The sequence below is a fragment of the Devosia riboflavina genome, assembly GCF_000743575.1.
GTDB lineage: Bacteria > Pseudomonadota > Alphaproteobacteria > Rhizobiales > Devosiaceae > Devosia > Devosia riboflavina.
Window position 1 is genome coordinate 12,595 of sequence record NZ_JQGC01000015.1, and the last position, 21,432, is coordinate 34,026.

The following is a 21,432-nucleotide window of genomic DNA, read 5'->3' on the forward strand; positions in this document are numbered from 1 at the left end:
ATGAACCAGATCGCGCCGAAGAAACTCTTCATCAAAACCTATGGCTGTCAGATGAATGTCTATGACAGCGACCGCATGGCCGATGCCCTGGCGCCGCATGGTTATGCGCCGACCCAGGACATGGCGGAAGCCGATCTCGTTCTGCTCAATACCTGCCATATCCGCGAAAAGGCGAGCGAGAAGGTTTTTTCCGAACTCGGGCGCCTCAAGGAGTTGCAGAACGAAAAGCGCGCCACCGGCGGCGACCTGATGATCGGCGTCGCCGGTTGCGTGGCGCAGGCCGAAGGGGAGGAAATCGCCCGCCGCGCCCCCATGGTCGACATGGTTTTCGGGCCCCAGGCCTATCACCGCCTGCCCGACATGCTGGCAAAAGCCGAAGCCAATCGCCACATGCACCCGGCGCTGAAACGCGCCGTGGTCGACACCGATTTTCCCGAGGAAGATAAATTCGCCCACCTGCCGGCGGCGAAAAAGGACGTCACCATCGGCCGCGGCCTCACCGCCTTTCTCACCGTGCAGGAAGGCTGCGACAAGTTTTGCTCCTTCTGCGTCGTGCCCTATACGCGTGGCGCCGAAGTCAGCCGCCCGGTGGCGCAGGTCGTGGAAGAAGCCCGCCGCCTCGCCGATGCCGGGGTGAAGGAAATCACCCTTCTGGGCCAGAACGTAAATGCCTATCACGGCGAAGACGCTTCGGGCCGTGCCGTCGGACTTGGTGAGCTGGCTTATCTTCTCGCCGAAATCCCTGGCCTCGAGCGCCTGCGCTACACCACGAGCCATCCGCGCGACATGGACGACGCGCTGATCGCAGCGCATCGCGATCTCGATTTCCTCATGCCCTATCTGCACCTGCCGGTGCAGTCCGGTTCCGACCGCATCCTGAAGGCGATGAACCGCAAGCACACCGCTGCGGAATATATGCGCCTCATCGAGCGCATCAAAACCGCACGCCCGGACATGGCGCTGTCGGGCGATTTCATCGTCGGTTTTCCCGGCGAGACGGACGCGGATTTTGAGGACACGCTCAAAATCATCCGGGATGTCGGCTATGCCTCGGCCTATTCCTTCAAATATTCGACCCGCCCCGGCACCCCGGGCGCCAATCTCACCGAACAGATCGACGAAGCCGTCAAGGTCGAGCGCCTCGCCCGCCTGCAGGACCTCGTCAACAAGCAGACCAGCGATTTTCATGCGTCATGCGTCGGTCGCACGCTCCCGGTACTGATCGAACGCGTCGGCCGCATGCCGGGGCAGGTGGGTGGCCGCTCGCCTTATCTCCAGGCCGTACACCTCGAAGGTTCTACGGACCTTATCGGCGGGATTCACGAGGTGGAAATCATCGGCACATCGACCAATTCGCTGGTCGGCCGCCTGCGGCAGGCTGTTGCGGCCTAGGGGTTCGACAAACGACGCCAGCCAACCGGTAGCTTCGCCATGAGACCTCATCCTCTCTTCAAAGCCCGGTCGATCCCAGCCGTTCATGCTTTGGGTGAGTTTACCCTGCGATCGCTCTCGATCGGCGACCTCGACCGGGATTTTGCGGCCGTCATGGAAAGCGCCGCCGAAATCAAGGCGGCCAATCCCGGTTCGAGCTGGCCCGAGGGGCTGACGCGGGAAAAGAACCTCATCGACCTGGCCTGGCACCAGCGAGAGTTCGAGGCCCGGCGGAGTTTTGCCTGGGTAATCGAAAACACCCAGGGCGAATACCTCGGCTGCCTCTACATCTATCCCTCGATTGCCGGCGAACAGACGGCCGATGTGATCTGGTGGTGGCGCAGCGGCGTCGAAATTTCGAGGCAATCTTTCAGGGAAAAGGTCACGGCCTGGCTGGCGAGCGATGCTTGGCCGCGCCTCGACTATGTCTATCGGACCGATTGAGGATCCGCATCGCTCCTAGAGCGCGATCAGCCCCGCCTCCGTCGGCCGAAACCCGCACCCACGATAAAATCCCAACAAATGCGGCTCGAAATCGACATGCAGCCACTTGGCGCCGCGCTCCCTGGCCACATTCTCCGCCGCCTTCACGAGTTTGGTGGCAATACCCTGAAGCCGAAAATCCCGATGCGTGCAGGTGTCGAGAATGAAGGCGTGCACCCCGCCATCCCAGGCAATGTTCACAAAGCCCACGAGCTTTTCGTCCTCATAGGCGCCGACATGAGCAAGGCTGCGCTGGAGGATCGGTTGCCAACTCGCCGGTCCAGCGTCGCCCCAGGCCGAAAGCCACAGTTCTCGCAACACCGCGTCGCTGGGATGGGGATCAATCGCTATACCAACCATGCGCCCCTATCTCCCCAGTACCGTCATTGCCGGACATGCATGGGCAATGGTGCGAAAAGCAGGATATCCATCTTATCCCCGCCCCGCAAAACCGTGCCATTCTTTGCCCGTTCCCGCCGACAACACGCGGCACCGACGAAGTGCCGGGCGGGGAGACGGGCTGCTTGAGGTCGCTCAGGCGGATGCGTGGATGCCGACCACCGGCCAAGCGGCAGCGAGCCCCCGTTGCATCCCCGGATGCTTCCGACGGCAAGCTGGACCGCAAAACCCCAAAAGGGGGCCGCTCGAGGCGTGCGCAAAAAATCCCGATCGTGGGAAGCGGCTTTCGCCTCTTCTATCTTTACATTTTCGGGGCGAAAGCCGCTTTTCACCGTGCGCCAGAAGGGGCGTCGCGACCGTGCAACCGCAAGCCGAAAAGGCTGGGCGGACTTTTGTGCTGGATATCATTGAGCACCCGCCGGGAGTGTTTGTTTTGCGCATTTTTCATCCACTCCACCGGGCTGCCCTCGGGCCCGACCCGAGGGCCACTCATCTCAGGCACAAACTCTGCGGCTCCCGCACCGGCCCTCGGATCAGGTCCGAGGGCAGCACCGTGGAAGTGGTCATTTCACTGATGAGCCAAACGCCCAAAGTGTTCACTCCCGGCCTTCGCCGGGGTGACAATCGAGGTAACTCGACGGAAACGGCAGGGAAGGCACCGTCTCCCAAGCGATCGTTCGCTATGACTGGATGCCGGACGGCTTCTTCCTCTGCCACCAGACACCGATGCCCCTCGGGCCGATGCCAGTTGCGGATCGAGTCCGGCCAAAGCTTCGTGCCATTCGAGCGTAGCTCGAATGGCCTCCACCCCTCAAATCGCTCCACCGGAGCGATTTGGCCGCTCTTGCGGCCGGGGTGGAGTGTCACAATTTATCTACAGACATCGAACCCAAATCATCCTAGCCTCATTAATGCATGGGCGACGCAGTCCGCGGCGCCCCCTTCGGGAGCCGAGAAAGTTTGAGCAGGCACTTGCCACCCACCGCCGATAACGCCCTCGCATCGCAACTCGAACTCGCCTTTGAAGACAATCGCCTGGCTGCCCAGCTCTACGGCGATTTCGACCAGAACCTCGCCCTTATCGAACAGCGCCTCACCGTCTCGGCCACGCCGCGCGGCAATCATGTGCTGCTCAAAGGCTCGGCGTCACGGGTCGATCAGGCGCGCCGGGTGCTCGAATCGCTCTATGAGGGCCTTGAAGAAGGCCGAACCGCCGACATTTCCGATGTCGACGCGGTCATTCGCATGGTCGAGACCGAAGATAGCCAGCTCACCCTGCCCACGCTCGAGCGCAAGGGCAAGGTACGCATGGCCCAGATCGCCACGCGAAAAGCCACCATTGCCGCCCGCACCCCGGCCCAGGACGCCTATATGCGCGCCATGGACCGCTCGGAACTGGTCTTCGGCGTCGGCCCTGCCGGTACCGGCAAGACCTATCTCGCCGTGGCCCACGCGGCTTCGCTCCTCGAGCGCGGCGATATCAACCGCATCATCCTCTCCCGTCCGGCCGTCGAAGCCGGCGAACGCCTGGGCTTTCTCCCCGGCGACATGAAGGACAAGGTCGATCCCTATCTGCGCCCGCTCTATGATGCGCTCTACGACATGATGAAGCCCGAAAATGTCGAGCGCTGCATCACGTCCGGGATCATCGAAGTCGCCCCGCTCGCCTTCATGCGCGGCCGCACCCTCTCCAATGCCGTCGTCATCCTCGACGAAGCCCAAAACACCACATCCATGCAGATGAAGATGTTCCTCACCCGTCTCGGTGAGAACTCGAAGATGATCGTCACCGGCGACCCGACCCAGGTCGACTTGCCGCGTGGCGAAAAATCGGGCCTCGTGGAAGCGGTCAGCCTCCTCGATGGGGTCGAGGGCGTCCATATTTCCCGCTTCAACGACAAGGACGTGGTGCGCCACGCGCTTGTGGGGCGGATCGTCAGGGCCTATGAAGCCGATACTGCGCGGCGCCTGGCCCGGAAAGACGGGGACACGGAAGGGCTGGCGCGGACCCTCGGCACATCGCCCCGGAGCTGATCCAGACGCCTATGAGCACAACGCCGCTAGAAATTGCAGTCATCCGCAATGCGGATGACTGGCCCGACCATTTTGACGCCCTGGCCGAGCGCGCGGTTTTGGCCGCCCTCGCCGGCGCCAAGCCCAAGATAAAGGGCGCCGCCGAGATTTCGGTGCTGCTCACCGACGACGCGGAACAACGCGAACTCAACGCGCAATATCGGGGCAAGGATTCCTCGACCAATGTCCTGAGCTTCCCGCAGATCGAGCCTTTCGACCCCGTCATCGGCATTCTGGGCGACATCACGCTGGCCCGGGAAACCCTGATCCGCGAGGCCCAAGAACAGGGCACCAGCCTCGACGATCATTTCACCCATCTCGTTGTGCATGGCTTTTTGCACATTTTGGGCTATGATCACCTCGATGAGGACGAGGCCCTGGAAATGGAAGGCCTCGAAACCCAGATACTGGCCGGGCTCGGTATTGCCGATCCCTACGCCGACTAGGCCCCGAGAATTTCCGGTCTGGCTGCTTTATTTGTCCATGTGAGGATAGCGCGCTGCCTTATGCAGCCTGAGATTGATGAACGACACCGATCGCAAGGGCAACCGGGTGCCCGATAATCCCGAACCTTCCTCTAGTCCCGCCCTCGCTCAGCCGACGCGAGGGCCGAGCCTGATCAACAGACTCAAATCCATTCTGACGCTCCGGCCAGCCTCCCTGCGCAACGACCTGCAGGTGGCGCTCGACGAGAGCGCCGGGGCCGAAACGCAGGATTTTACCGAGAGCGAACGCACGATCCTGCAAAACGTGCTGAAACTGTCAGCCGTCTCGATCGACGACATCATGGTCGAACGCTCCGATATCCAGGCCGTCGAGGCCGATATCAATCTCGGAACCCTGCTCGCAAAATTCCGCCAGGTCGGCCATTCGCGACTGCCGGTCTACGAAGACGAACTCGACAAGATCATCGGCTTCATCCACATCAAGGATGCCATGGCCAAGATCACCGAGCCGGTGACCGATCCTGAAAAGGATGTCCCGGTAAAACTGCTCTCGGCGGCGCTGCGCCAAAAAATCAACAAGCTCGGCATTACCCGCACGGCCATGTTCGTGCCGACCTTCATGCCGGCCGGCGATCTCCTCCAATCCATGCGCGCCTCCCGCGTCCACATGGCCATCGTCGTCGACGAATATGGCGGCACCGATGGTCTCGTGACCATCGAGGATCTCCTTGAAGCCATCGTGGGCAAGATCGAGGACGAGCACGACGAAGCCGTCCGCGCCATGGTGCGCAAGGTCGGCGAAGACACCTATATCGCCAATGCCCGCGCCGAGCTCGACGAAGTCCGCGCCGTTGTCGGCCCCGATTTCGACCCCGGCACCCATGCCGAGGACGTCGAAACCCTGGGCGGCCTCGTCTTCGACCTCGCCGGCCACGTGCCGCGCCGCGGCGAAAAGGTGACCGGGCTCGACGGCTTCGAGTTCGAAATCCTCGCCGCCGATGGCCGCCGCATCAAGCGCCTGCGCATTCGCCGTAAGCGTGGAGAAGTCGAAGAACTCCTCGCCATCACCGACCAGCGTCCCGAAGACCAGAAGGCAGCGGCCGAATAGTGACCACCCATCGCTTCGAAGCCACGGCGTGGCACAACGTCCTCGCCAAGCTCCCGGCCGCCTTGCACGTAACCAATGGTGACACTGTCATCACCGAGACGCTCGACGCCGCTGGGGTGGACAAGCACGGCATTGCCCGCGCCCAGGGTTCCAACCCGATGAACGGGCCGATCCATGTGGACGGCGCCGAGCCGGGTGACGTGCTGCAGGTCGATATCATCCGCATGACACCGATCCGCGGACACGGCTGGACCCGCGGAGCACTTGCCGCCAATGTCGTCGATCCCGAGCGGGTTCGCGACCTGCCGCCGCGCGCCAAGGTGGATTGGATCATCGATGCCGAGGCCGGCACGGTGCGCCTCAAGGAACCCGTCGAAGGGCTGGAACAACTCATCCTGCCCATCGAACCGATGCTCGGTTGCTTCGGCGTGGCCCCGGCCCATGGCCAGGCCATTTCCACCGCCACCAGCGCCGAGAACGGCGGCAATATGGACTATCGCGGCTTTGGGCCGGGCGCCCGCATCTGGTTCCCCGTCTTCGAACCCGGCGCCCTCTTCTACCTCGGCGATTGCCACGCCATCCAGGGCGATGGCGAAATCGTCGGCACGGGCGTTGAAACCGCCATGGAAGTCGAAATGCGCCTCAGCGTCCTCAAGGACCGCAAGCAGGCCTGGCCACGCGGCGAAACCGCCGAGACGATCTACACCGTCGGCAATGCCCGCCCACTCGACCAGGCGCTGCAACACGCAACGACCGAAATGTTCGACTGGCTGACCGGCGAATACGGCCTCTCCCCCGTCGCCGCCAGCCACCTGATGGGCCAGGCCGTGCGCTACGAGGTCGGGAACGTGTTCGACCCAGCCTTCACCATGGTCTGCCACATTCCGAAAAAGTACCTGCCAAAAAGTCAGAAGCCCCGATGATTGCTCATCGAGGCCCCTGGCTTGCTGCTTAACTGATAGTGCGGGCATAGCCCAAATGGCTTGGCCGCTAAAATCTCTCCACTGGAGCGATTCTGGCTTTAGACTCGGTCAAACCTGCTGGACCGATTCCACGCCCGGCACGAAGTGACGGAGGAGATTTTCGATACCGCTCTTGAGGGTGGCGGTCGAGGAGGGGCAGCCCGAGCAGGCGCCCTGCATGTGGAGGAACACAGTGCCTTCCTTGAAACCGCGGAAAATGATGTCGCCGCCATCCATGGCCACTGCGGGGCGCACGCGCGTCGCCAGCAGTTCCTTGATGACTTCGACCATTTCCTTGTCTTCCTCCTCGAAGAATTCTTCGCCGGCAGCAAAATCGGTGTCGACCTCACCGCCTTCGGAGATGACCGGCTTGCCGGAGAGGAAGTGGTCCATGATCACGCCGAGAATGGCCGGCTTGATATGGGCCCAGTTGGTGTCGTCCTTGGTCACCGAGATGAAATCGGAGCCGAGGAAAACGCCGGTGACGCCGGAAATGCCGAACAGGCTGGCGGCCAGCGGAGAGGCTTCGGCGGCATCGACGGTGCGGAAATCGCGCGGTTCGCCGACCAGCACATCACGACCGGGCAGGAATTTCAGCGTGGCCGGGTTCGGCGTGGCTTCGGTCTGGATGAACATAAACTCTCTCCGTGGAGTAGACTTAGAACGCTTCTAAATTAGAGACGGGTTCGCTGCAAGCCCAATTTGCATGGCTTTGCGGCGTGGCGCGCCATGGCTGCCATGCGCTGGCACCATATCATGATCGCTCTGTTCAGATATATCGGCGTCGCCGAAGGCATTACAACCCTGACGCTGTTCCTTCCCGCCATGCCGGCAAAGTGCTGGCTCGGCTATCACGGCTTCGTGCCGCCTGTGGGACTTATCCACGGGGTCGCCTTCATCGGCTATATTCTGGCGATGACGATCTGTCTGCCGGGGAGGGGATTTGCAGGGTTTGACTGGGTGCGGGCGGTGCTCGCGACATTCGTTCCGTTCGGGACGTTTCTCAACGACCCATTCTTGTCCGAAGCGACTTTGAAGTAAGGCAGCCCAACTTCACGGCCGCCGTCATTGCCCGGTTTATCCGGGCAATCCATCTTTGGCGTGAGCAGTGCCAATGGTCTGAGCGTGGGGCCACGCCCTGCGAGCATAGCTCTTCGGGCCTGCTGCGCTAAAATCGCGCCACTGGCGCGATTTTGCCTGCGGCACGCTCAGCAGATCGCGATAATCTCTTCGTCGCTCATCCGGCCCGGCACGATGGTCAGTGGGATCGGCAGGGCATTGGCGCGGGCGGCAAAGTGGGTCACCAAAGGACCGGGGCCTTCACCCGACTTGGACGCCGCCAGCACCAGAATGGCAATGCCGTGATCCTTGTCGATCAATTGCTCGATCTGCTCGGGCCCATTGCCCTCGCGGATAACGGTTTCGGCCCGGACGTCGCCGATTTCCTTGATGCGCGCCAGGCGCGAGTCGAGGTTGCGCTCGGCCTCTTCCACCGCTTCGGCCCGCAGCACGTCCTCGACGCCCATGCCGATGAATTCCGGCTTGGGGATCACCGTGACCAGCACGACCGTGCCGCCCGTTCGCTTGACGCGAAAGGCGGCAAAGGTCAGGGCGCGGTCACACTCTTCGGTCTCATCGATAACGACGAGGAATTTGCGCTTGTATTCGGTATCGTACAAAGGCGCCTCCGAACTAGCGGATGAAACCGACGATGCGGCGAACGTCGTGCATGGTCTTTTCAGCGATCGCGGCCGCCCGCTCGCCGCCATCGCGCAAAATGCCGTCGATCGTGGTGGTATCTTCAATGAGGCGGCGCATTTCGCCGGACATGGGCGCGAGCTGGGCCACCGCCAGATCTGCCAGAGCCGGCTTGAACTTGCCCCAGCCCTGGCCACCGAATTCGGTCAGCACCTCGGCCTTGGTCTTGTCCGAAAGCGCAGCATAGATGCCGACAAGATTGTCCGCCTCCGGCCGGCCCTTGAGGCCCTCGACGTCGAGAGGCAATTCGGCCGGGTCAGTCGTCGCCTTCTTGATCTTCTTCGAGATCGCATCAGCGTCGTCGAGCAGGGAAATGCGCGACTGGTCGGACGGGTCCGACTTGCTCATTTTCTTGGTTCCATCGCGCAAGGACATGATGCGCGTCGCCGGGCCTGCAATCAGCGGCTCGGTGATCGGGAAGAAATCGGGATCGAGACCCTGTTCGACGATCGAAGCGGCATAGTCATTGTTGAACTTGGCCGCAATGTCGCGCGTCAGCTCAAGATGCTGCTTCTGATCGTCGCCCACCGGCACGGCGGTCGCCTTGTAGAGCAGGATGTCCGCAGCCATCAGGGACGGGTAGGCGAGAAGCCCGAGCGAAACATTCTCGGAATTCTTGCCGGCCTTGTCCTTGAACTGCGTCATGCGGTTCATCCAGCCGATACGGGCGATGCAATTGAACACCCAGGCCAGTTCCGCATGCTGCATGACCTGGCTCTGGTTGAAGACGATCGAGCGCTTGGGGTCGACGCCGGCGGCGATGAAAGCCGCGGCAACCTCGCGGGTCGCGCGGCGGAGATCGTTGGGCTCCTGCCAGACCGTGATCGCATGCATGTCGACCACGCAATAGATGGTCTCATGCGTGTCCTGGAGGGGCACGAAACGGCGGATGGCGCCGAGATAATTGCCCAGATGCAGATCGCCCGAAGGCTGGATGCCGGAAAAAACGCGAGGAGAAAAGGCCATGGGTCCCAGAAGCGGATGATAGGCAGATGGCCCCGTTCTATACGGAGCCGCGCCGATTGGAAACCATCAGCGGGAGCGGCGCAGGCGCCGCATCAGCGTGCCCAGGCGTTGCGTGCCGGTGATGTGGACGAGGGTGAAATAGAAGACGACGCCATAGGCGATGAGCGCGCCGACCACCGCAACCTGCCGCCAGAGCGGGGCGCCCGCGGCGATATGGTGGGCGCCATGATTGGCCAGCAGCATCAGGCTCAGGCCCATGGCGGCGCTGATCAGGACGATCATGATATGGCCCCACCACTGGCTGCGCGGCAGGGAAAAATGTCCGCGGATGGCCAACGTCGCCGCCAGCAGCACGACATTGATCCAGGAGGACACGGCGGTCGCAATGGCGATGCCGACATGGAGCATGGTCGGGAACAGCAGCAGCGAAATGCCGATATTGGCGGCGACGCTGACGCCAGCAAAAATGGTGGGCGTCACCGTATCCTCGCGGGCGAAAAAGCCCGGCTGCAATACGCGGATCAGCACATAGGCGGGCAGCCCGACCGAGAAAGCCACAAGCGCTTCGGCGGTTTGCTTCGTCGCCAAAGCATCGAAGGCGCCACGCTCGAAGAGCAGACGCACGATGGGTTCGGACATGCCGATCAGCGCCGCTGCAGCCGGCATGGTCAGCAGCATCGAAATGAACAGCGACTGTTCCTGGCTCGCCAGTGCCTGGGCCTCGCGACCACCCTTCAGATGACGGCTGAGTTCAGGCAGCAGCACGGTGCCGATGGCAATGCCAATGATCCCGAGCGGCAATTGATAGAGCCGGTCGGCATAAGAGAGAATGGAAATCGTGCTGTCGGCGCCGGAGGCAATGATGGTGCCGACGAAAATATTAATCTGGGTGATGCCGCCCGTAAGGATGGCCGGCACGGCCAGAACCCAGAAGCGCCGCACCTCGGGATCAAATCTCGGCAGGCGGAACTCGGGCCGAAATCCGGTGCGTTCGATAGCCACCCAGACGAGCCAGAGTTGGGCGATGCCGCCGAGCATGGTGGCGAGCGCCACCCAGACGGTCGCGCCTTGCGGGTCCTGCACCCAAAAAGTGGCGAGCGGTATCAGCGCCGAAATATTGACGATATTGAGCAGAACCGGCGCGAAGGCGGCGGCGAAGAAACGCCCCAGCGAATTGAGGATCGCCCCATAGGCCGCCATCAGCGACATGCAGGCGAGATAGGGGAACATGATCCGGGTCAGCAGCACTGTCAGGTCGAATTTTGCCTTGTCGTCCACGAAGCCAGGCACGAAGGCGACCATGATCTGGGGCATAAAAATTTCGACGAGGACGGTCACGATGACCAGCATCGCCAGCAGCCAGCTCATGATCTTGGAGGCCAGCAGCTTTGCGCCGTCCTCGCCCTGCTGCTCCAGGGCGCCCGAGAACATCGGCACGAAGGCGGTGTTGAAGGCGCCCTCGGCAAAGAGGCGGCGGAAGAGATTGGGAAAACGGAAAGCAGCGTTGAAAGCGTCAGCCGCGGGGCCGACGCCGAGCACGGCGGCCATCAGCGCATCGCGGACAAGACCAAAAACCCGGCTGACCAGTGTCCAGGCGCCGACCGAAAAGAAATTGCGAAAGAGGCTCAAAGAGGCAGATCAGCCATTCGCCGCCTTCTTCTCCTCGGGGCGCTCGAACACATCCATCAGCGCACCGTAGATTTTACGCTGCCGCTGTTTCACGTGAATCTTCTGGCCCGTCAGGTCGGTGACGTAGAAAACGTCGACGGCCTTTTCGCCATAGGTGCCGATATGGGCCGAGCCGATGGTGAGATTGAGATCGGAAATCTCGCGGGTCAGCGCATAGAGCAGACCGATGCGATCGAGGCCGGAAACCTCGATGACGGTGAACTTTTCCGAGATGGCATTGGAGACCGATACCTGCGCCGGCAGGGCAAAAGGTTTCAGGCGCTTGTTGTGGCGCGATTCCTTCCCGAGATCGATCAGCACGGTGCGCTTGCCCTGCAGCAGTTGCTTGACGGTGTCGATGATGCGGGTGGCCCGAACCTTTTCGTCCTCGTCGGACGTGAAGGAGCGGCGCAGCCTGAAAGTGTCGATGGCGCGGCCGTCGCGGGTCGAGAAAATCTGGGCGCCGATAATGGAGGCGTCCTGCATGGTGCAGGCGCCGGCAATGAGCGAGAGCAGGCGCGGGTGGTCCGGCGTGTAAAAACTGACCTCGGTAATGCCTTCGAAGGCTTTTACCCGGATCGAGCCGGCAAAGGGCTGGCCGGCCTCGTCGGCCTGCCGGATCATGCGGGCATGCTCGATCTGCAGTTCGGGCTCGGCGCGCAGCCAATAGTGGTCGTAATGGCGCGCCGCATAGGCTTCGACATCGGCCGGTGCCCATTTGGTGAGGGCGTTCGCGAGTGCTTCCTTGGCGGCCTGTACGCGATCGGACTGGCTGACCTGGCTATGACCGCCCGAAAGCAGCGGTTCGGTTGCATAGTAGAGCGCGCGCAGCAGCGAACCCTTCCAGCCGGTCCATGTGCCCGGGCCCACGGCGCGAATATCGCAAGCGGTGAGGATCATCAGCAGGGCGAGACGCTGGGGCGACTGCACCACATCGGCAAAAGCCTTGGCCGTTTCCGGGTCCTGAATATCGCGGGCCTGGGCGATCTCGCTCATGAGAAGATGAAATTCTATCAGCCAGGAGACCGTGTCTGTTTCGGCCGCATTGAGCCCAAAGCGCGGACAGAGCTTTTTGGCGATGCGAGCGCCGGCAATGGAGTGATCTTCCGGCCGGCCCTTGGCTATGTCGTGGAGGAAGAGCGCTACGTAGAGGAGCCGCGTGTCGTTGAGCTGCGGCAGCAATTCGTGGGTCAGCGGCAATTCCTGCCGCAGGCCGCCATTGGCGATGTCGGCCATGCAGCCGACGGCCCGGATCAGATGCTCGTCCACCGTGTAGTGGTGGTACATGTTGAACTGCATCAACGCGACGATCTTGCCGAAATCGGGCACGAATTTGCCCAGCACACCGCTCTCGTTCATCTGGCGCAGAATGCGCTCGACATAGAGGGGGCTGGTCAGAATGGTGAGGAAATAGCCGTTCGCCTTGGGATCATTCCGGAGCTTGTTGTCGATGAGGCGCAGGCTGTCGCGAATATGTTTGATGGCATCGGGATGGAACAGCAGTTCCTCGCGCCCGGCCACCATGAACATTTTTATGAGATTGACCGGGTCCTTCTCGAAAGCGTCCGGGGCCGCGATATTGAGGCGGCCGGTATCGATGACGAAATCGGTCTCGCCCTTGATCTTGGTCTTGCCGGCACGAAAGGGGGCCAGCACGCGGCCGACGAGATCCATATCCTTGGCGTGGCGGAATTCGAGGCTGGCACAGATGATGCGGGTGAGGTCGCCAACATCCTTGGCGACCAGGAAATAGCGCTTCATGAAGCGTTCGACGCCCAACATGCCGACGCGCTCGGCATAGCCCATGCGGCGGGCAAGGTCGGGCTGCACGTCAAAAGTCAGCTTTTCCTCGGCGCGATGCGTGACGAAGTGGAGATGGCAGCGCACGGCCCACAGAAAATCCTCGGCGCGCTGGAAGAGGCGATATTCGGCATCGGTGAGGACGCCCTTGGCCACCAGTTCGTGGCTGGTCTTGACCTGATAAAAATACTTGCCGATCCAGAAGAGCGTATTGAGATCGCGCAGGCCGCCCTTGCCGTCCTTGATATTGGGCTCGACGACGTAGCGCGTATTGCCCATCTGCCGGTGGCGCTCATCGCGCTCGGCCATCTTTGCGGCAATGAATTCCGGCCCCGTCTTGGGCATGATCTCGGTTTCGAAGCGCTTTACGAGATTGTCGAAGAGCGACTTGTCGCCCGTCAGGAACCGCGCTTCGAGGGTGGCGGTGCGCACGGTCATGTCGGCGCGGGCCATGCGGATGCATTCATCGACCGAGCGGACGGCGTGGCCGACCTTCTGGCCGAGGTCCCAGAGCATGTAGAGAATATATTCGGTGACCTGCTCGCCCCAGGGCGTCTGCTTGTAGGGCAGGATGAACAGGAGATCGATGTCCGACCCGGGGGCCAGCGTGCCGCGGCCATAGCCGCCGACGGCGGAGAGGGCGATCGCCTCAGCGCCCGAGGGATTGTCCACCGGATAGACCCGCGTCGTCGCAAAAAGATAAACGGCAGTGATGATTTCGTCTTCGGCCGAACAAAGGTTCTGCGCGCAGCGCGTCCCCTTGTTGGTGGCGATCAGCTCCGCTTCGGCATCCTTGCGGGCTTCGGCCAGGGTCTGGCGCATATGCGTCAGGACCAGGGTACGCGCGGCCGGGGATTTGGCGGGTTGGTCGCCGACAAGCGCATCGAGCTCGGCGAGAATGGTCTCGGCCGTCTTGAGCACGAAATGCGCTTTTCGCGGTCTGGCTTCAGCGTCGACGAGCGTCATCGCGGAGTTTCTTCAATTCGTAGAGCGCTTCGATGGCTTGTTTGGGGGTCATATCGTCGGGGCGGACGGCGTCGAGCGCTTCGTGGATGGGGTCCTTGCTCTTTACCGCCGGGGCGGGCTGATGGGCAAAGAGCGGCAAATCGTCTAGCACGCTGGCTTTCTGGCTGGAAGAGGCGGTGCCCGCCGAGCGCTGTTCGAGCACGTCGAGCACCTGCCTTGCGCGGTTGATGACCGGATCTGGAAGACCGGCCAGTCGGGCTACCTGAATGCCATAGGAGCGATCGGCGGCGCCGGGACCGACTTCGTGCAGGAATACGACCTCGCCCTCCCATTCGCGCACTTTCATCGTGACATTGGCGACGCGGGACAGCGTCTTGGCAAGGCTCGTCAGCTCGTGGAAGTGCGTCGCAAAGAGCGCGCGGCAGCCGGTGGTTTCGTGAAGGGCTTCGACGGACGCCCAGGCGATGGAGAGACCATCGAAAGTGGCAGTGCCACGGCCGATCTCGTCGAGCACGACCAACGAGTGGCGCGTCGCCCGATTGAGGATGGCAGCCGTCTCGACCATTTCGACCATGAAGGTCGAGCGGCCATGGGCGATATCGTCGGAGGCGCCAACGCGGGAGAAGAGCCTGTCCACCACGCCGATATGCGCGCTTTCCGCTGGCACAAAACAGCCCATCTGCGCCAGGATGGCGATCAGCGCGTTCTGGCGGAGGAAGGTCGACTTACCGCCCATATTGGGGCCGGTGACCAGCCACAGTTTACCGCCGCCGGCATCTTCGCTGCCCGAGAGATCGGCGTCATTGGCCACAAAACTCTGGCCTTCGGCCCGTACCATCTGTTCCACAACCGGATGCCGCCCGCCGACAATGGCGAAAGCAAGGCTGTCGTCGACTTGCGGGCGGCAATAGAAGCGCGTGGCGGACACTTCGGCGAGAGCGGTAGTGACATCGAGTTCGGCAAGGGCATCGGCAAGACCCTGCAGTTCGCCGGTGCGAGCAAGCACGTCTTCGCGGAGGCGGGTGAAAATGCCGAGCTCTATTTCGAGCGCCGCTTCATGCGCCTTGGCAATGCGGCCTTCGAGTTCGGCCAGTTCCGTCGTCGTGAAACGCATGGCGTTGGCCAGCGTCTGGCGATGGATGAAGATTTCGCGATGCGGCGGCTCAAGCAGCTTCTGGCCATGGCCGGCGGGCACTTCGACGAAATAGCCGAGGACGCCATTGTGCTTGATCTTCAACGACCGGACATCGGTCTCGTCCATCAGGCGGGCTTGGAGGGCCGCAACAACGGCGCGGGTTTCAGAACCGAGGGCGCGTTCCTCGTCGAGCTTTCCGTCGTAGAAGGCGCGGACAAAGCCGCCATCGCGGGAGAGCAGGGGCAGCTCGTCGTCTAGGGCTAGGCCGAGTTCGGAGGCCAGCGGACGCGGCGCGGCGCCGAGGGTGTTGGTCAGGCGCACAAGGACGTTGGGCAAGTCCGGCTGGCTGCCGAGATTGGCGGCGAGTTCCAGCGCCGCAGCGACGGCTTTGCCGATGGCGGCGAGATCGCGGGGGCCACCGCGTTCGAGCGAGAGGCGGGAAAGGGCGCGAGCGAGATCGGGGGCGGCCTTGAGATCGCTGCGAAGACGGGCGCGAAGCAGGGGATCGCCGACGAGGCGTTCGACGGCATCAAGGCGGGCGTTGATGGCAGAGGAATCGCGTAGGGGGGCGGCGAGGCGGCTCGCGAGGAGACGGGCACCGGGGGCGGTGACGGTCAGGTCGATGGACTGGCGCAGCGAGCCCTTGGCCTGGCCGCGCTGGGTTTGGAGAATCTCGAGGCTCGAGCGGGTGGCGGCGTCGATGGCGAGGACGGCGTCACTGGCTTGGAGGACCGGGGAGCGGAGGGGTGCAGTGCGGCCCTTCTGGCTCTGGTCGACATAGGCGACGAGGGCGCCCATGGCCGAGCGACCGGCGCGGGAGAGGGCGGTGGGGTCGAAAAGATCAGCCGGAAAAGTGCGGCGCAGGAGCTGCAGGGCAACTTCGCTGTCGGCCGCTTCGGGCGCGATGGTGGAGGCGATGGCGCTCCAGGCGGGGGCGAAGAGATGCTTTTCGACGAGAAGCTGCCGCGTGGCGTCGGTGAGCAAAAATTCGGCCGGAGCGATGCGGGCCAATTCGTCGGCGAGGCGTTCGGCGGGCAGGTCGGCCACAAAAGTTTCGCCGGTCGAAATGTCGGCCCAGGCGAGGGCGAAGTCGGTGTCGCCGTGGCGGACCATGGCGAGGGCGGCGAGATAGTTGGCCGAGCGGGCGTCGAGGTGGTCGTCCTCGGTCAGGGTGCCGGGGGTGACGAGGCGGACGACGTCGCGTTTGACGACTGACTTGCTGCCGCGCTTCTTGGCTTCGGCGGGGTCTTCAACCTGCTCGCAGATGGCGACGCGGTAGCCGAGTTTTATGAGCTTGTTGAGATAGTCATTGGCCGCGTGGATCGGCACGCCGCACATCTGGATGTCTTCGCCAAGATGCTTGCCGCGCTTGGTGAGGACGATGCCCAGAGCGGCGCTGGCGATCTCGGCATCTTCGAAGAAGAGCTCGTAGAAATCGCCCATGCGATAGAACAGCAGATAGCCCGGATTGACCGCCTTGATCTCGAAATACTGCGCCATCATCGGCGTCAGCGCCGCCGTGGCGGCGCTGTTTTGGGGCTCGAAAGGGGTTTGGTCCATGAGCTCGGCTAATTCGGGGCAAAGGAAAGACCAAGATTAAGACCTTGAGGTTAAGAAGCCAACTCCTTCGCTGGGGCTTTGCCCCGGTTGTTTAAGCCGGCGGCATGTCGCGGATCATCGAGGCCGAGGCCACCGTGCGCCGATAGAGATGCCAGGTGGCGTGGCCGAGAATGGGCAGGATCACCGCCAGACCCACAAACAGGGTAACGGCTCCCAAGAAGACCGACACGCCGACGATAACACCCCAGACGAGCATGGGGATAAGATTGCGCATCACCGCCCGGAATGACGTTTCCACCGCCACATAGGCGCCGACATCGCGATCAAGCAGCAGGGGGAAGGCGACGACGGAGGTGCACAGCACGACGAGGGCAAAGCAGGCGCCAACGGCCGTGCCGATGATGGCCAGGGTCATGCCGCCGGGCTCGGAAAAGACCTGGGCGAAGAGACCCTGAAAACTTTGCGGGGGTGAAGAGCCGAAGAGGCTTTCGTAAAGGGCCTGGGCGCTGGTGAGCCAGAGGGTGAAGAGCACGAAGAGCATGGCGCCGACGGCGATGATGCTGCCGATGGCGGGGGAGCAGACAACGCTGATCGCATCGCGCCAGGACGGGTCTTCGCCCATTTCGCGCCGCCGCGAGATTTCATAGAGCGGCAGGGCGGCGACGGGGCCGATGAGCGCAAAGCCGCCGATCAGCGGATAGAGCAGGGGCCAAGTGTAAAAGCCGTTCATCCATACGGTGAGGACAATGCCGATGACCGGATAGATCAGCATCAGCACGACATAGTGGCTGGGCTTGGCCCAGAAATCCTCGGCGCCGCGCCGGAGGGCAATCATCAGATCGCTGACAGTGATGGTTTGGATGACGGGCATATCCAGCTTGTCGCCGGCGCCGGTCATGACGTGCATATGGGCCATGGCAGAACCTCCTCAGGCAAGGAAGCCGCAGAGACGCGAATTGCGCATAACCGGCGCGAGACGCAGAACCTGCGACCGCTAACGGATAAAGCCTACGCCCCAGGCGGGAGCTTGTCGCCCCCGCCCAGGAAAATTGTGATCACGCCTTGGCGAGAGCCTGATCGATATCGGCAATGATGTCGTCGATGTGCTCGATGCCGACAGAAATGCGGACGAGGTCTTCGGAGACGCCGGCCTTTTTCAGCTCTTCAGCGGAAAGCTGGCGATGGGTGGTCGAGGCCGGGTGGCAGGCGAGCGATTTTGCGTCGCCGATATTGACGAGGCGCAGGATCATCTGCAGCGCGTCGATGAAGCGACCGCCTGCCTCCTTGCCGCCCTGGATACCGAAGGACAGGATGCCCGAGCCGGAACCCTTCGATATCTTCTTGGCGACGGCATTAAAGGGGCTGTCTGGCAGGCCGGCATAGTTGACCCACTGCACCTTGGGGTGGCTCTTCAAATGCTGGGCGACTTTTAGCGCATTTTCAGAATGGCGCTCGATGCGGAGACCGAGGGTTTCGAGGCCCTGCAGGATCTGGAAGGCGTTGAAGGGCGAAATGGCAGCGCCGGTATTGCGCAGCGGCACGACGCGGGCGCGGCCGATATAGGCCGCAGGCCCCAGCGCCTCGGTATAGACGACGCCATGATAGGACGGGTCGGGCTCATTGAGGACCGGGAAGCGTGCTGCGTTGGCCTTCCAGTCGAATTTGCCTGAATCGACGATAATGCCGCCGATGGAGGTGCCGTGGCCGCCGATATACTTCGTCAGCGAATGAACCACGATATCGGCGCCGAAATCGAAGGGGCGGGTGAGGTAGGGCGTTGCGACCGTGTTGTCGACGATGACCGGGATGCCATGGCGATGGGCAATCTCGGCAATTTTTTCGATATCGACGACATTACCGGCGGGGTTGCCGATGGATTCAAGGAAGATCGCCTTGGTCTTGTCGTCGATGGCCTTTTCGAAGCCGTCGTAATCGTCATGGGCGACGAGGCGGGCTTCGATACCCTGGCGCGGGAAGGAATGGACGAAGAGATTGTAGGTGCCACCATAGAGCTGCGCGACCGAAATGATGTTGTCGCCGACCCCGGCAATGGTCTGGATGGCATAGGTGATGGCCGCCATGCCCGAGGCGAGTGCGAGGCCGGCAATGCCGCCTTCGAGCTCGGCGACGCGCGCTTCGAGCACGGCGGTCGTCGGGTTCATGATGCGGGTATAGATATTGCCAGCGACCTTGAGATCGAAGAGATCGGCGCCGTGCTGGGTGTTGTCGAACGTATATGAGGTCGTCTGATAGATCGGCACAGCCGCGGCCTTGGTGGTGGCCTCCGATTCATAGCCGTGATGCAGGGCGATCGATTCCAGTTTCATTTTTGCGGCTCCTCTTGTCCACGCGGGATCAAGATTCCGCGGCAGCCGGCGAAAGACAAGGCTGGGTGGAGATAAGTCGTTCTCCTTGTTTGAGATTTTTTGGAATGCTTTGGGTGAAGCGCGTATTATGACGCCATAGCACTGTGCTCCCGCAGCTTTTGCTGCGGGATTGTCTGCTTGTGGACGGACCCCGGAGCGGTATTCGCCTCGAAGTGTTTTAGTATGTGAAGCGGATACCGCTCTGCCGCCATTCGAGCGTAGCTCTCATGGCCTCCTCGCCTAATTTCGCTCCACCGGAGCGAAATTGCCTGCGGCACGGTTCGAAGTTTTCGGGCGGGAACTATCGGCGACCCTTGATCGCTCGTCGCAGGCGGCCAGCCCCGAACGTGCGCTGGAGACGATCCAGCGCCGGGCCCCCTCGCTACTGTCGTCTGCAGACCGTCCGTGCGAGGTTGGATGGGGGTATTATGAGGGCATAATTGGGGGCGGGGATAAGTTGGATATCTTCCACTCGCCGCTACCCATCCCATCAGTCGTCACCACCGGGCCTGTCCCGGTGGTCCCAAGCGGAGGTGAGATGGATTGCCGGGACCAGCCCGGCAATGACGATGAGGGGAGAGACCAAACGCTCGCCGCAGCTTCGCCAAGTGCAGGGTCCTCGGGTCAAGCCCGAGGATGACGAGCGGTAGGTGGGTGTACGTGGTGCCTACTGCGCCTTGCCGAGCAGGCTATCCACCTCATAGCGATCCGATGGATCGTGTTGTGGACGATAGGTGAAGTAATCAAAAGTGGCGGGGCTGGCGGTGCCGTTGAGGTCGTGGGCGGCGATGCCGACGAAGGCACCGGTAAAGCTGCCATGGGCCTGGTGGCCACCGCATTCATCCGAAAGAATGGAAGCGTCGAAGACGGGGCCGATCTTTTGGAGTTCCTGGCCCTCAAGGGCGTAGAAGAACTGCAGCTTTCTGCCGCGGATGGTGAGGGCGAGTTTGACCTTGCCGGTATTGGGAATCTGCACCGGGGCCGTCGGGAAGGTCAGGTTGCCATCGGGCCAGGAGATTTCCGAGTTCATGATGAGCAGTTCGCGCTGGCCATCGGAATGGGCGGTCACGGCGAGATAGAAGAAGTTGTAGCGGCTGTAATAGGCCGTAAGACCCGCCATGGTGCGTTCGTCGGTGGCGGTGAAATCGACCACGGTTTCGGCATCATAGGAAAAATGCTGCTGGCGGCGGGCGACCAGGGCCTGTTCGAACCAGGAGCCGATGGACTCGCGGCCAAAGAGGGTCAGCTTGCTGCCTTCGGTTGTAAAAATCCGCTCGGTTTCGGGCGTGCGCAGCCACTGGAAGTCGATCGGCAGGCCGTTCTCAAACGTGTAGCGCTTTTCGGCCCAATACTTTGATTCATCACGCGTTCCGGGGACTTCGACGTGAAGCGAGGGCACCGGGCCGTTCTTCACATAGAGCCAGTCGTCGTCGCCCCAATAGGCCTCTTGAATTGCCGTTTCGCGGCCAAGGACGCAGCGGCGCTCCTGGGTGGTGGGGCGGCCGGTGAGGTGAACCAGGTAGGTTTTGCCATCCTGGGTTTCGACGATGTCGCCATGGCCGGCGCGCTGCAAGGGCGCGAGCGGGGCATCCTTGGAGGTCAGAATGTGCTTTTGCGGATGGGTTTCGTATTGCCCATCGATGGTGCGCGAGCGGGCAAAGGTGCAGGCGTGGTCATAGGCCGTGCCGCCTTCGGCGGTGAGCAGATAGTACCATCCATTGCGCTTGTAGAGGTGCGGGCCTTCGACCAGTTTCAGGTCCGTACCCTGATAGATATTGGTGATCGGACCGACGAGCTTTCCGGCCTTGGGATCGAATTCCTGTAGGGCAATGCCGGCAAAGAGCAGCGGGCGGCGACGGTGATCCCACAGCATGTTGACGAAGTATTTCTTGCCGTCGTCATCGTGGAAGAGGCTGGGATCAAAGCCCGAGGAATTGACATAGATCGGGTCGGACCACGGCCCTTCGATCTTGTCGGCCCAGACGATGTAATTGTGCGCGTCCTTAAAGGAGCCATCCTTGCGCTTGACGTCGGTATAGACGAGCCAGAACTTTTCGCCGTCATGCGTCAGACACGGGGCCCAGACGCCGCAGCTATCGGGATCGCCGCGCATATCGAGCTGACTCTTGCGGGTCAGCGGGCGGGTGATCAGGTCCCAGTTTGCCAGATCCTTGGAATGATGGATCTGCACGCCCGGATACCACTCGAAGGTGGAGGTCGCGATGTAGTAATCGTCGCCGACGCGCAGAATGGACGGATCGGGATTAAAACCCGGCAGGATGGGATTTGTCAGTTGCGGCATGGCAGTGTC

General features: G+C 62.1%; 17 protein-coding genes. 7 read left to right on the forward strand and 10 right to left on the reverse strand.

Annotated features, from left to right (window positions below):
- Positions 1–1,392, forward strand: a complete 1,392-nt coding sequence (gene miaB, locus JP75_RS15340; protein WP_035084594.1) for a tRNA (N6-isopentenyl adenosine(37)-C2)-methylthiotransferase MiaB — start codon at positions 1–3, stop codon at positions 1,390–1,392.
- A gap of 39 nt (positions 1,393–1,431) precedes the next feature.
- Entirely contained in the window at positions 1,432–1,875 is a 444-nt protein-coding gene (locus JP75_RS15345; RefSeq protein WP_152565866.1) for a GNAT family N-acetyltransferase, read from the forward strand.
- Between the two features lie 15 nt (positions 1,876–1,890).
- Here JP75_RS15345 and JP75_RS15350 read toward each other — a convergent pair whose 3' ends face one another.
- Positions 1,891–2,274 (reverse strand): GNAT family N-acetyltransferase, encoded by a 384-nt coding sequence (locus JP75_RS15350; protein ID WP_035084597.1) that lies wholly within the window; start codon positions 2,272–2,274, stop codon positions 1,891–1,893.
- Between the two features lie 954 nt (positions 2,275–3,228).
- Here JP75_RS15350 and JP75_RS15355 point away from each other — a divergent pair.
- The 4 genes from JP75_RS15355 to JP75_RS15370 all read left to right on the forward strand — a co-directional run bounded on the left by JP75_RS15355 (position 3,229) and on the right by JP75_RS15370 (position 6,863).
- Entirely contained in the window at positions 3,229–4,347 is a 1,119-nt protein-coding gene (locus JP75_RS15355) for a PhoH family protein (protein WP_084587711.1), read from the forward strand.
- Between the two features lie 11 nt (positions 4,348–4,358).
- On the forward strand, positions 4,359–4,832 hold the full coding sequence (gene ybeY, locus JP75_RS15360) for an rRNA maturation RNase YbeY (RefSeq protein ID WP_035084599.1): 474 nt from the start codon (positions 4,359–4,361) through the stop codon (positions 4,830–4,832).
- 76 nt (positions 4,833–4,908) lie between these two features.
- Positions 4,909–5,940 (forward strand): hemolysin family protein, encoded by a 1,032-nt coding sequence (locus JP75_RS15365; protein WP_035085080.1) that lies wholly within the window; start codon positions 4,909–4,911, stop codon positions 5,938–5,940.
- Positions 5,940–6,863 (forward strand): acetamidase/formamidase family protein, encoded by a 924-nt coding sequence (locus JP75_RS15370; RefSeq protein WP_035084602.1) that lies wholly within the window; start codon positions 5,940–5,942, stop codon positions 6,861–6,863. The genes JP75_RS15365 and JP75_RS15370 overlap by 1 nt, the downstream gene beginning before the upstream one ends.
- Positions 6,864–6,971: 108 nt before the next feature.
- Here JP75_RS15370 and JP75_RS15375 read toward each other — a convergent pair whose 3' ends face one another.
- Positions 6,972–7,538 carry a NifU family protein gene (locus JP75_RS15375; RefSeq protein ID WP_035084604.1) on the reverse strand — a complete coding sequence of 189 codons (567 nt, stop codon included), beginning with the start codon at positions 7,536–7,538 and terminating at the stop codon, positions 6,972–6,974.
- Between the two features lie 93 nt (positions 7,539–7,631).
- On the opposite strand from JP75_RS15375, the gene JP75_RS15380 reads away from it, so the two are divergent.
- Positions 7,632–7,943: a DUF3817 domain-containing protein gene (locus JP75_RS15380; protein WP_201772946.1), complete on the forward strand. Its 312-nt coding sequence runs from the start codon at positions 7,632–7,634 to the stop codon at positions 7,941–7,943.
- 167 nt (positions 7,944–8,110) lie between these two features.
- Here the strand turns inward: JP75_RS15380 and JP75_RS15385 are convergent, their stop codons facing one another.
- The 8 genes from JP75_RS15385 to JP75_RS15420 all read right to left on the reverse strand — a co-directional run bounded on the left by JP75_RS15385 (position 8,111) and on the right by JP75_RS15420 (position 21,423).
- The gene (locus tag JP75_RS15385) at positions 8,111–8,581 is read right to left on the reverse strand and encodes a universal stress protein (RefSeq protein ID WP_035084606.1); all 471 of its coding nucleotides are present in this window, start codon (positions 8,579–8,581) and stop codon (positions 8,111–8,113) included.
- Between the two features lie 13 nt (positions 8,582–8,594).
- Complete coding sequence (trpS, locus tag JP75_RS15390) at positions 8,595–9,626, reverse strand: tryptophan--tRNA ligase (protein WP_035084608.1); 1,032 nt, start codon at positions 9,624–9,626, stop codon at positions 8,595–8,597.
- Positions 9,627–9,692: 66 nt separating this feature from the next.
- Positions 9,693–11,255, reverse strand: a complete 1,563-nt coding sequence (murJ, locus tag JP75_RS15395; protein WP_035084610.1) for a murein biosynthesis integral membrane protein MurJ — start codon at positions 11,253–11,255, stop codon at positions 9,693–9,695.
- Between the two features lie 9 nt (positions 11,256–11,264).
- A complete protein-coding gene (locus tag JP75_RS15400; protein WP_051960762.1) occupies positions 11,265–14,060 on the reverse strand; it encodes a [protein-PII] uridylyltransferase in 2,796 nt (931 codons plus the stop codon).
- Positions 14,041–16,755, reverse strand: coding sequence for a DNA mismatch repair protein MutS (gene mutS, locus JP75_RS15405; RefSeq protein ID WP_035084611.1), 2,715 nt, complete (start codon positions 16,753–16,755; stop codon positions 14,041–14,043). The genes JP75_RS15400 and mutS overlap by 20 nt, the downstream gene beginning before the upstream one ends.
- A gap of 91 nt (positions 16,756–16,846) precedes the next feature.
- Positions 16,847–17,671: a DUF2189 domain-containing protein gene (locus JP75_RS15410; protein ID WP_035084613.1), complete on the reverse strand. Its 825-nt coding sequence runs from the start codon at positions 17,669–17,671 to the stop codon at positions 16,847–16,849.
- 139 nt (positions 17,672–17,810) lie between these two features.
- Positions 17,811–19,082 (reverse strand): O-acetylhomoserine aminocarboxypropyltransferase/cysteine synthase family protein, encoded by a 1,272-nt coding sequence (locus JP75_RS15415; RefSeq protein WP_035084614.1) that lies wholly within the window; start codon positions 19,080–19,082, stop codon positions 17,811–17,813.
- A gap of 706 nt (positions 19,083–19,788) precedes the next feature.
- Positions 19,789–21,423, reverse strand: coding sequence for a glycoside hydrolase family 43 protein (locus tag JP75_RS15420; RefSeq protein WP_051960763.1), 1,635 nt, complete (start codon positions 21,421–21,423; stop codon positions 19,789–19,791).
- Positions 21,424–21,432: the final 9 nt, after the last annotated feature.

Bases quoted from the DNA above. Each gene is read 5' to 3' on its own strand.
- JP75_RS15345 (WP_152565866.1), top strand. From the start codon at position 1,432: ATGAGACCTCATCCTCTCTTCAAAGCCCGGTCGATCCCAGCCGTTCAT.
- trpS (WP_035084608.1), bottom strand. From the start codon at position 9,626: ATGGCCTTTTCTCCTCGCGTTTTTTCCGGCATCCAGCCTTCGGGCGAT.
- JP75_RS15375 (WP_035084604.1), bottom strand. From the start codon at position 7,538: ATGTTCATCCAGACCGAAGCCACGCCGAACCCGGCCACGCTGAAATTC.
- JP75_RS15350 (WP_035084597.1), bottom strand. From the start codon at position 2,274: ATGGTTGGTATAGCGATTGATCCCCATCCCAGCGACGCGGTGTTGCGA.
- JP75_RS15355 (WP_084587711.1), top strand. From the start codon at position 3,229: ATGGGCGACGCAGTCCGCGGCGCCCCCTTCGGGAGCCGAGAAAGTTTG.
- JP75_RS15415 (WP_035084614.1), bottom strand. From the start codon at position 19,082: ATGAAACTGGAATCGATCGCCCTGCATCACGGCTATGAATCGGAGGCC.
- JP75_RS15365 (WP_035085080.1), top strand. From the start codon at position 4,909: ATGAACGACACCGATCGCAAGGGCAACCGGGTGCCCGATAATCCCGAA.
- miaB (WP_035084594.1), top strand. From the start codon at position 1: ATGAACCAGATCGCGCCGAAGAAACTCTTCATCAAAACCTATGGCTGT.
- JP75_RS15400 (WP_051960762.1), bottom strand. From the start codon at position 14,060: ATGACGCTCGTCGACGCTGAAGCCAGACCGCGAAAAGCGCATTTCGTG.
- JP75_RS15380 (WP_201772946.1), top strand. From the start codon at position 7,632: ATGGCTGCCATGCGCTGGCACCATATCATGATCGCTCTGTTCAGATAT.
- mutS (WP_035084611.1), bottom strand. From the start codon at position 16,755: ATGGACCAAACCCCTTTCGAGCCCCAAAACAGCGCCGCCACGGCGGCG.
- JP75_RS15410 (WP_035084613.1), bottom strand. From the start codon at position 17,671: ATGGCCCATATGCACGTCATGACCGGCGCCGGCGACAAGCTGGATATG.
- ybeY (WP_035084599.1), top strand. From the start codon at position 4,359: ATGAGCACAACGCCGCTAGAAATTGCAGTCATCCGCAATGCGGATGAC.
- JP75_RS15420 (WP_051960763.1), bottom strand. From the start codon at position 21,423: ATGCCGCAACTGACAAATCCCATCCTGCCGGGTTTTAATCCCGATCCG.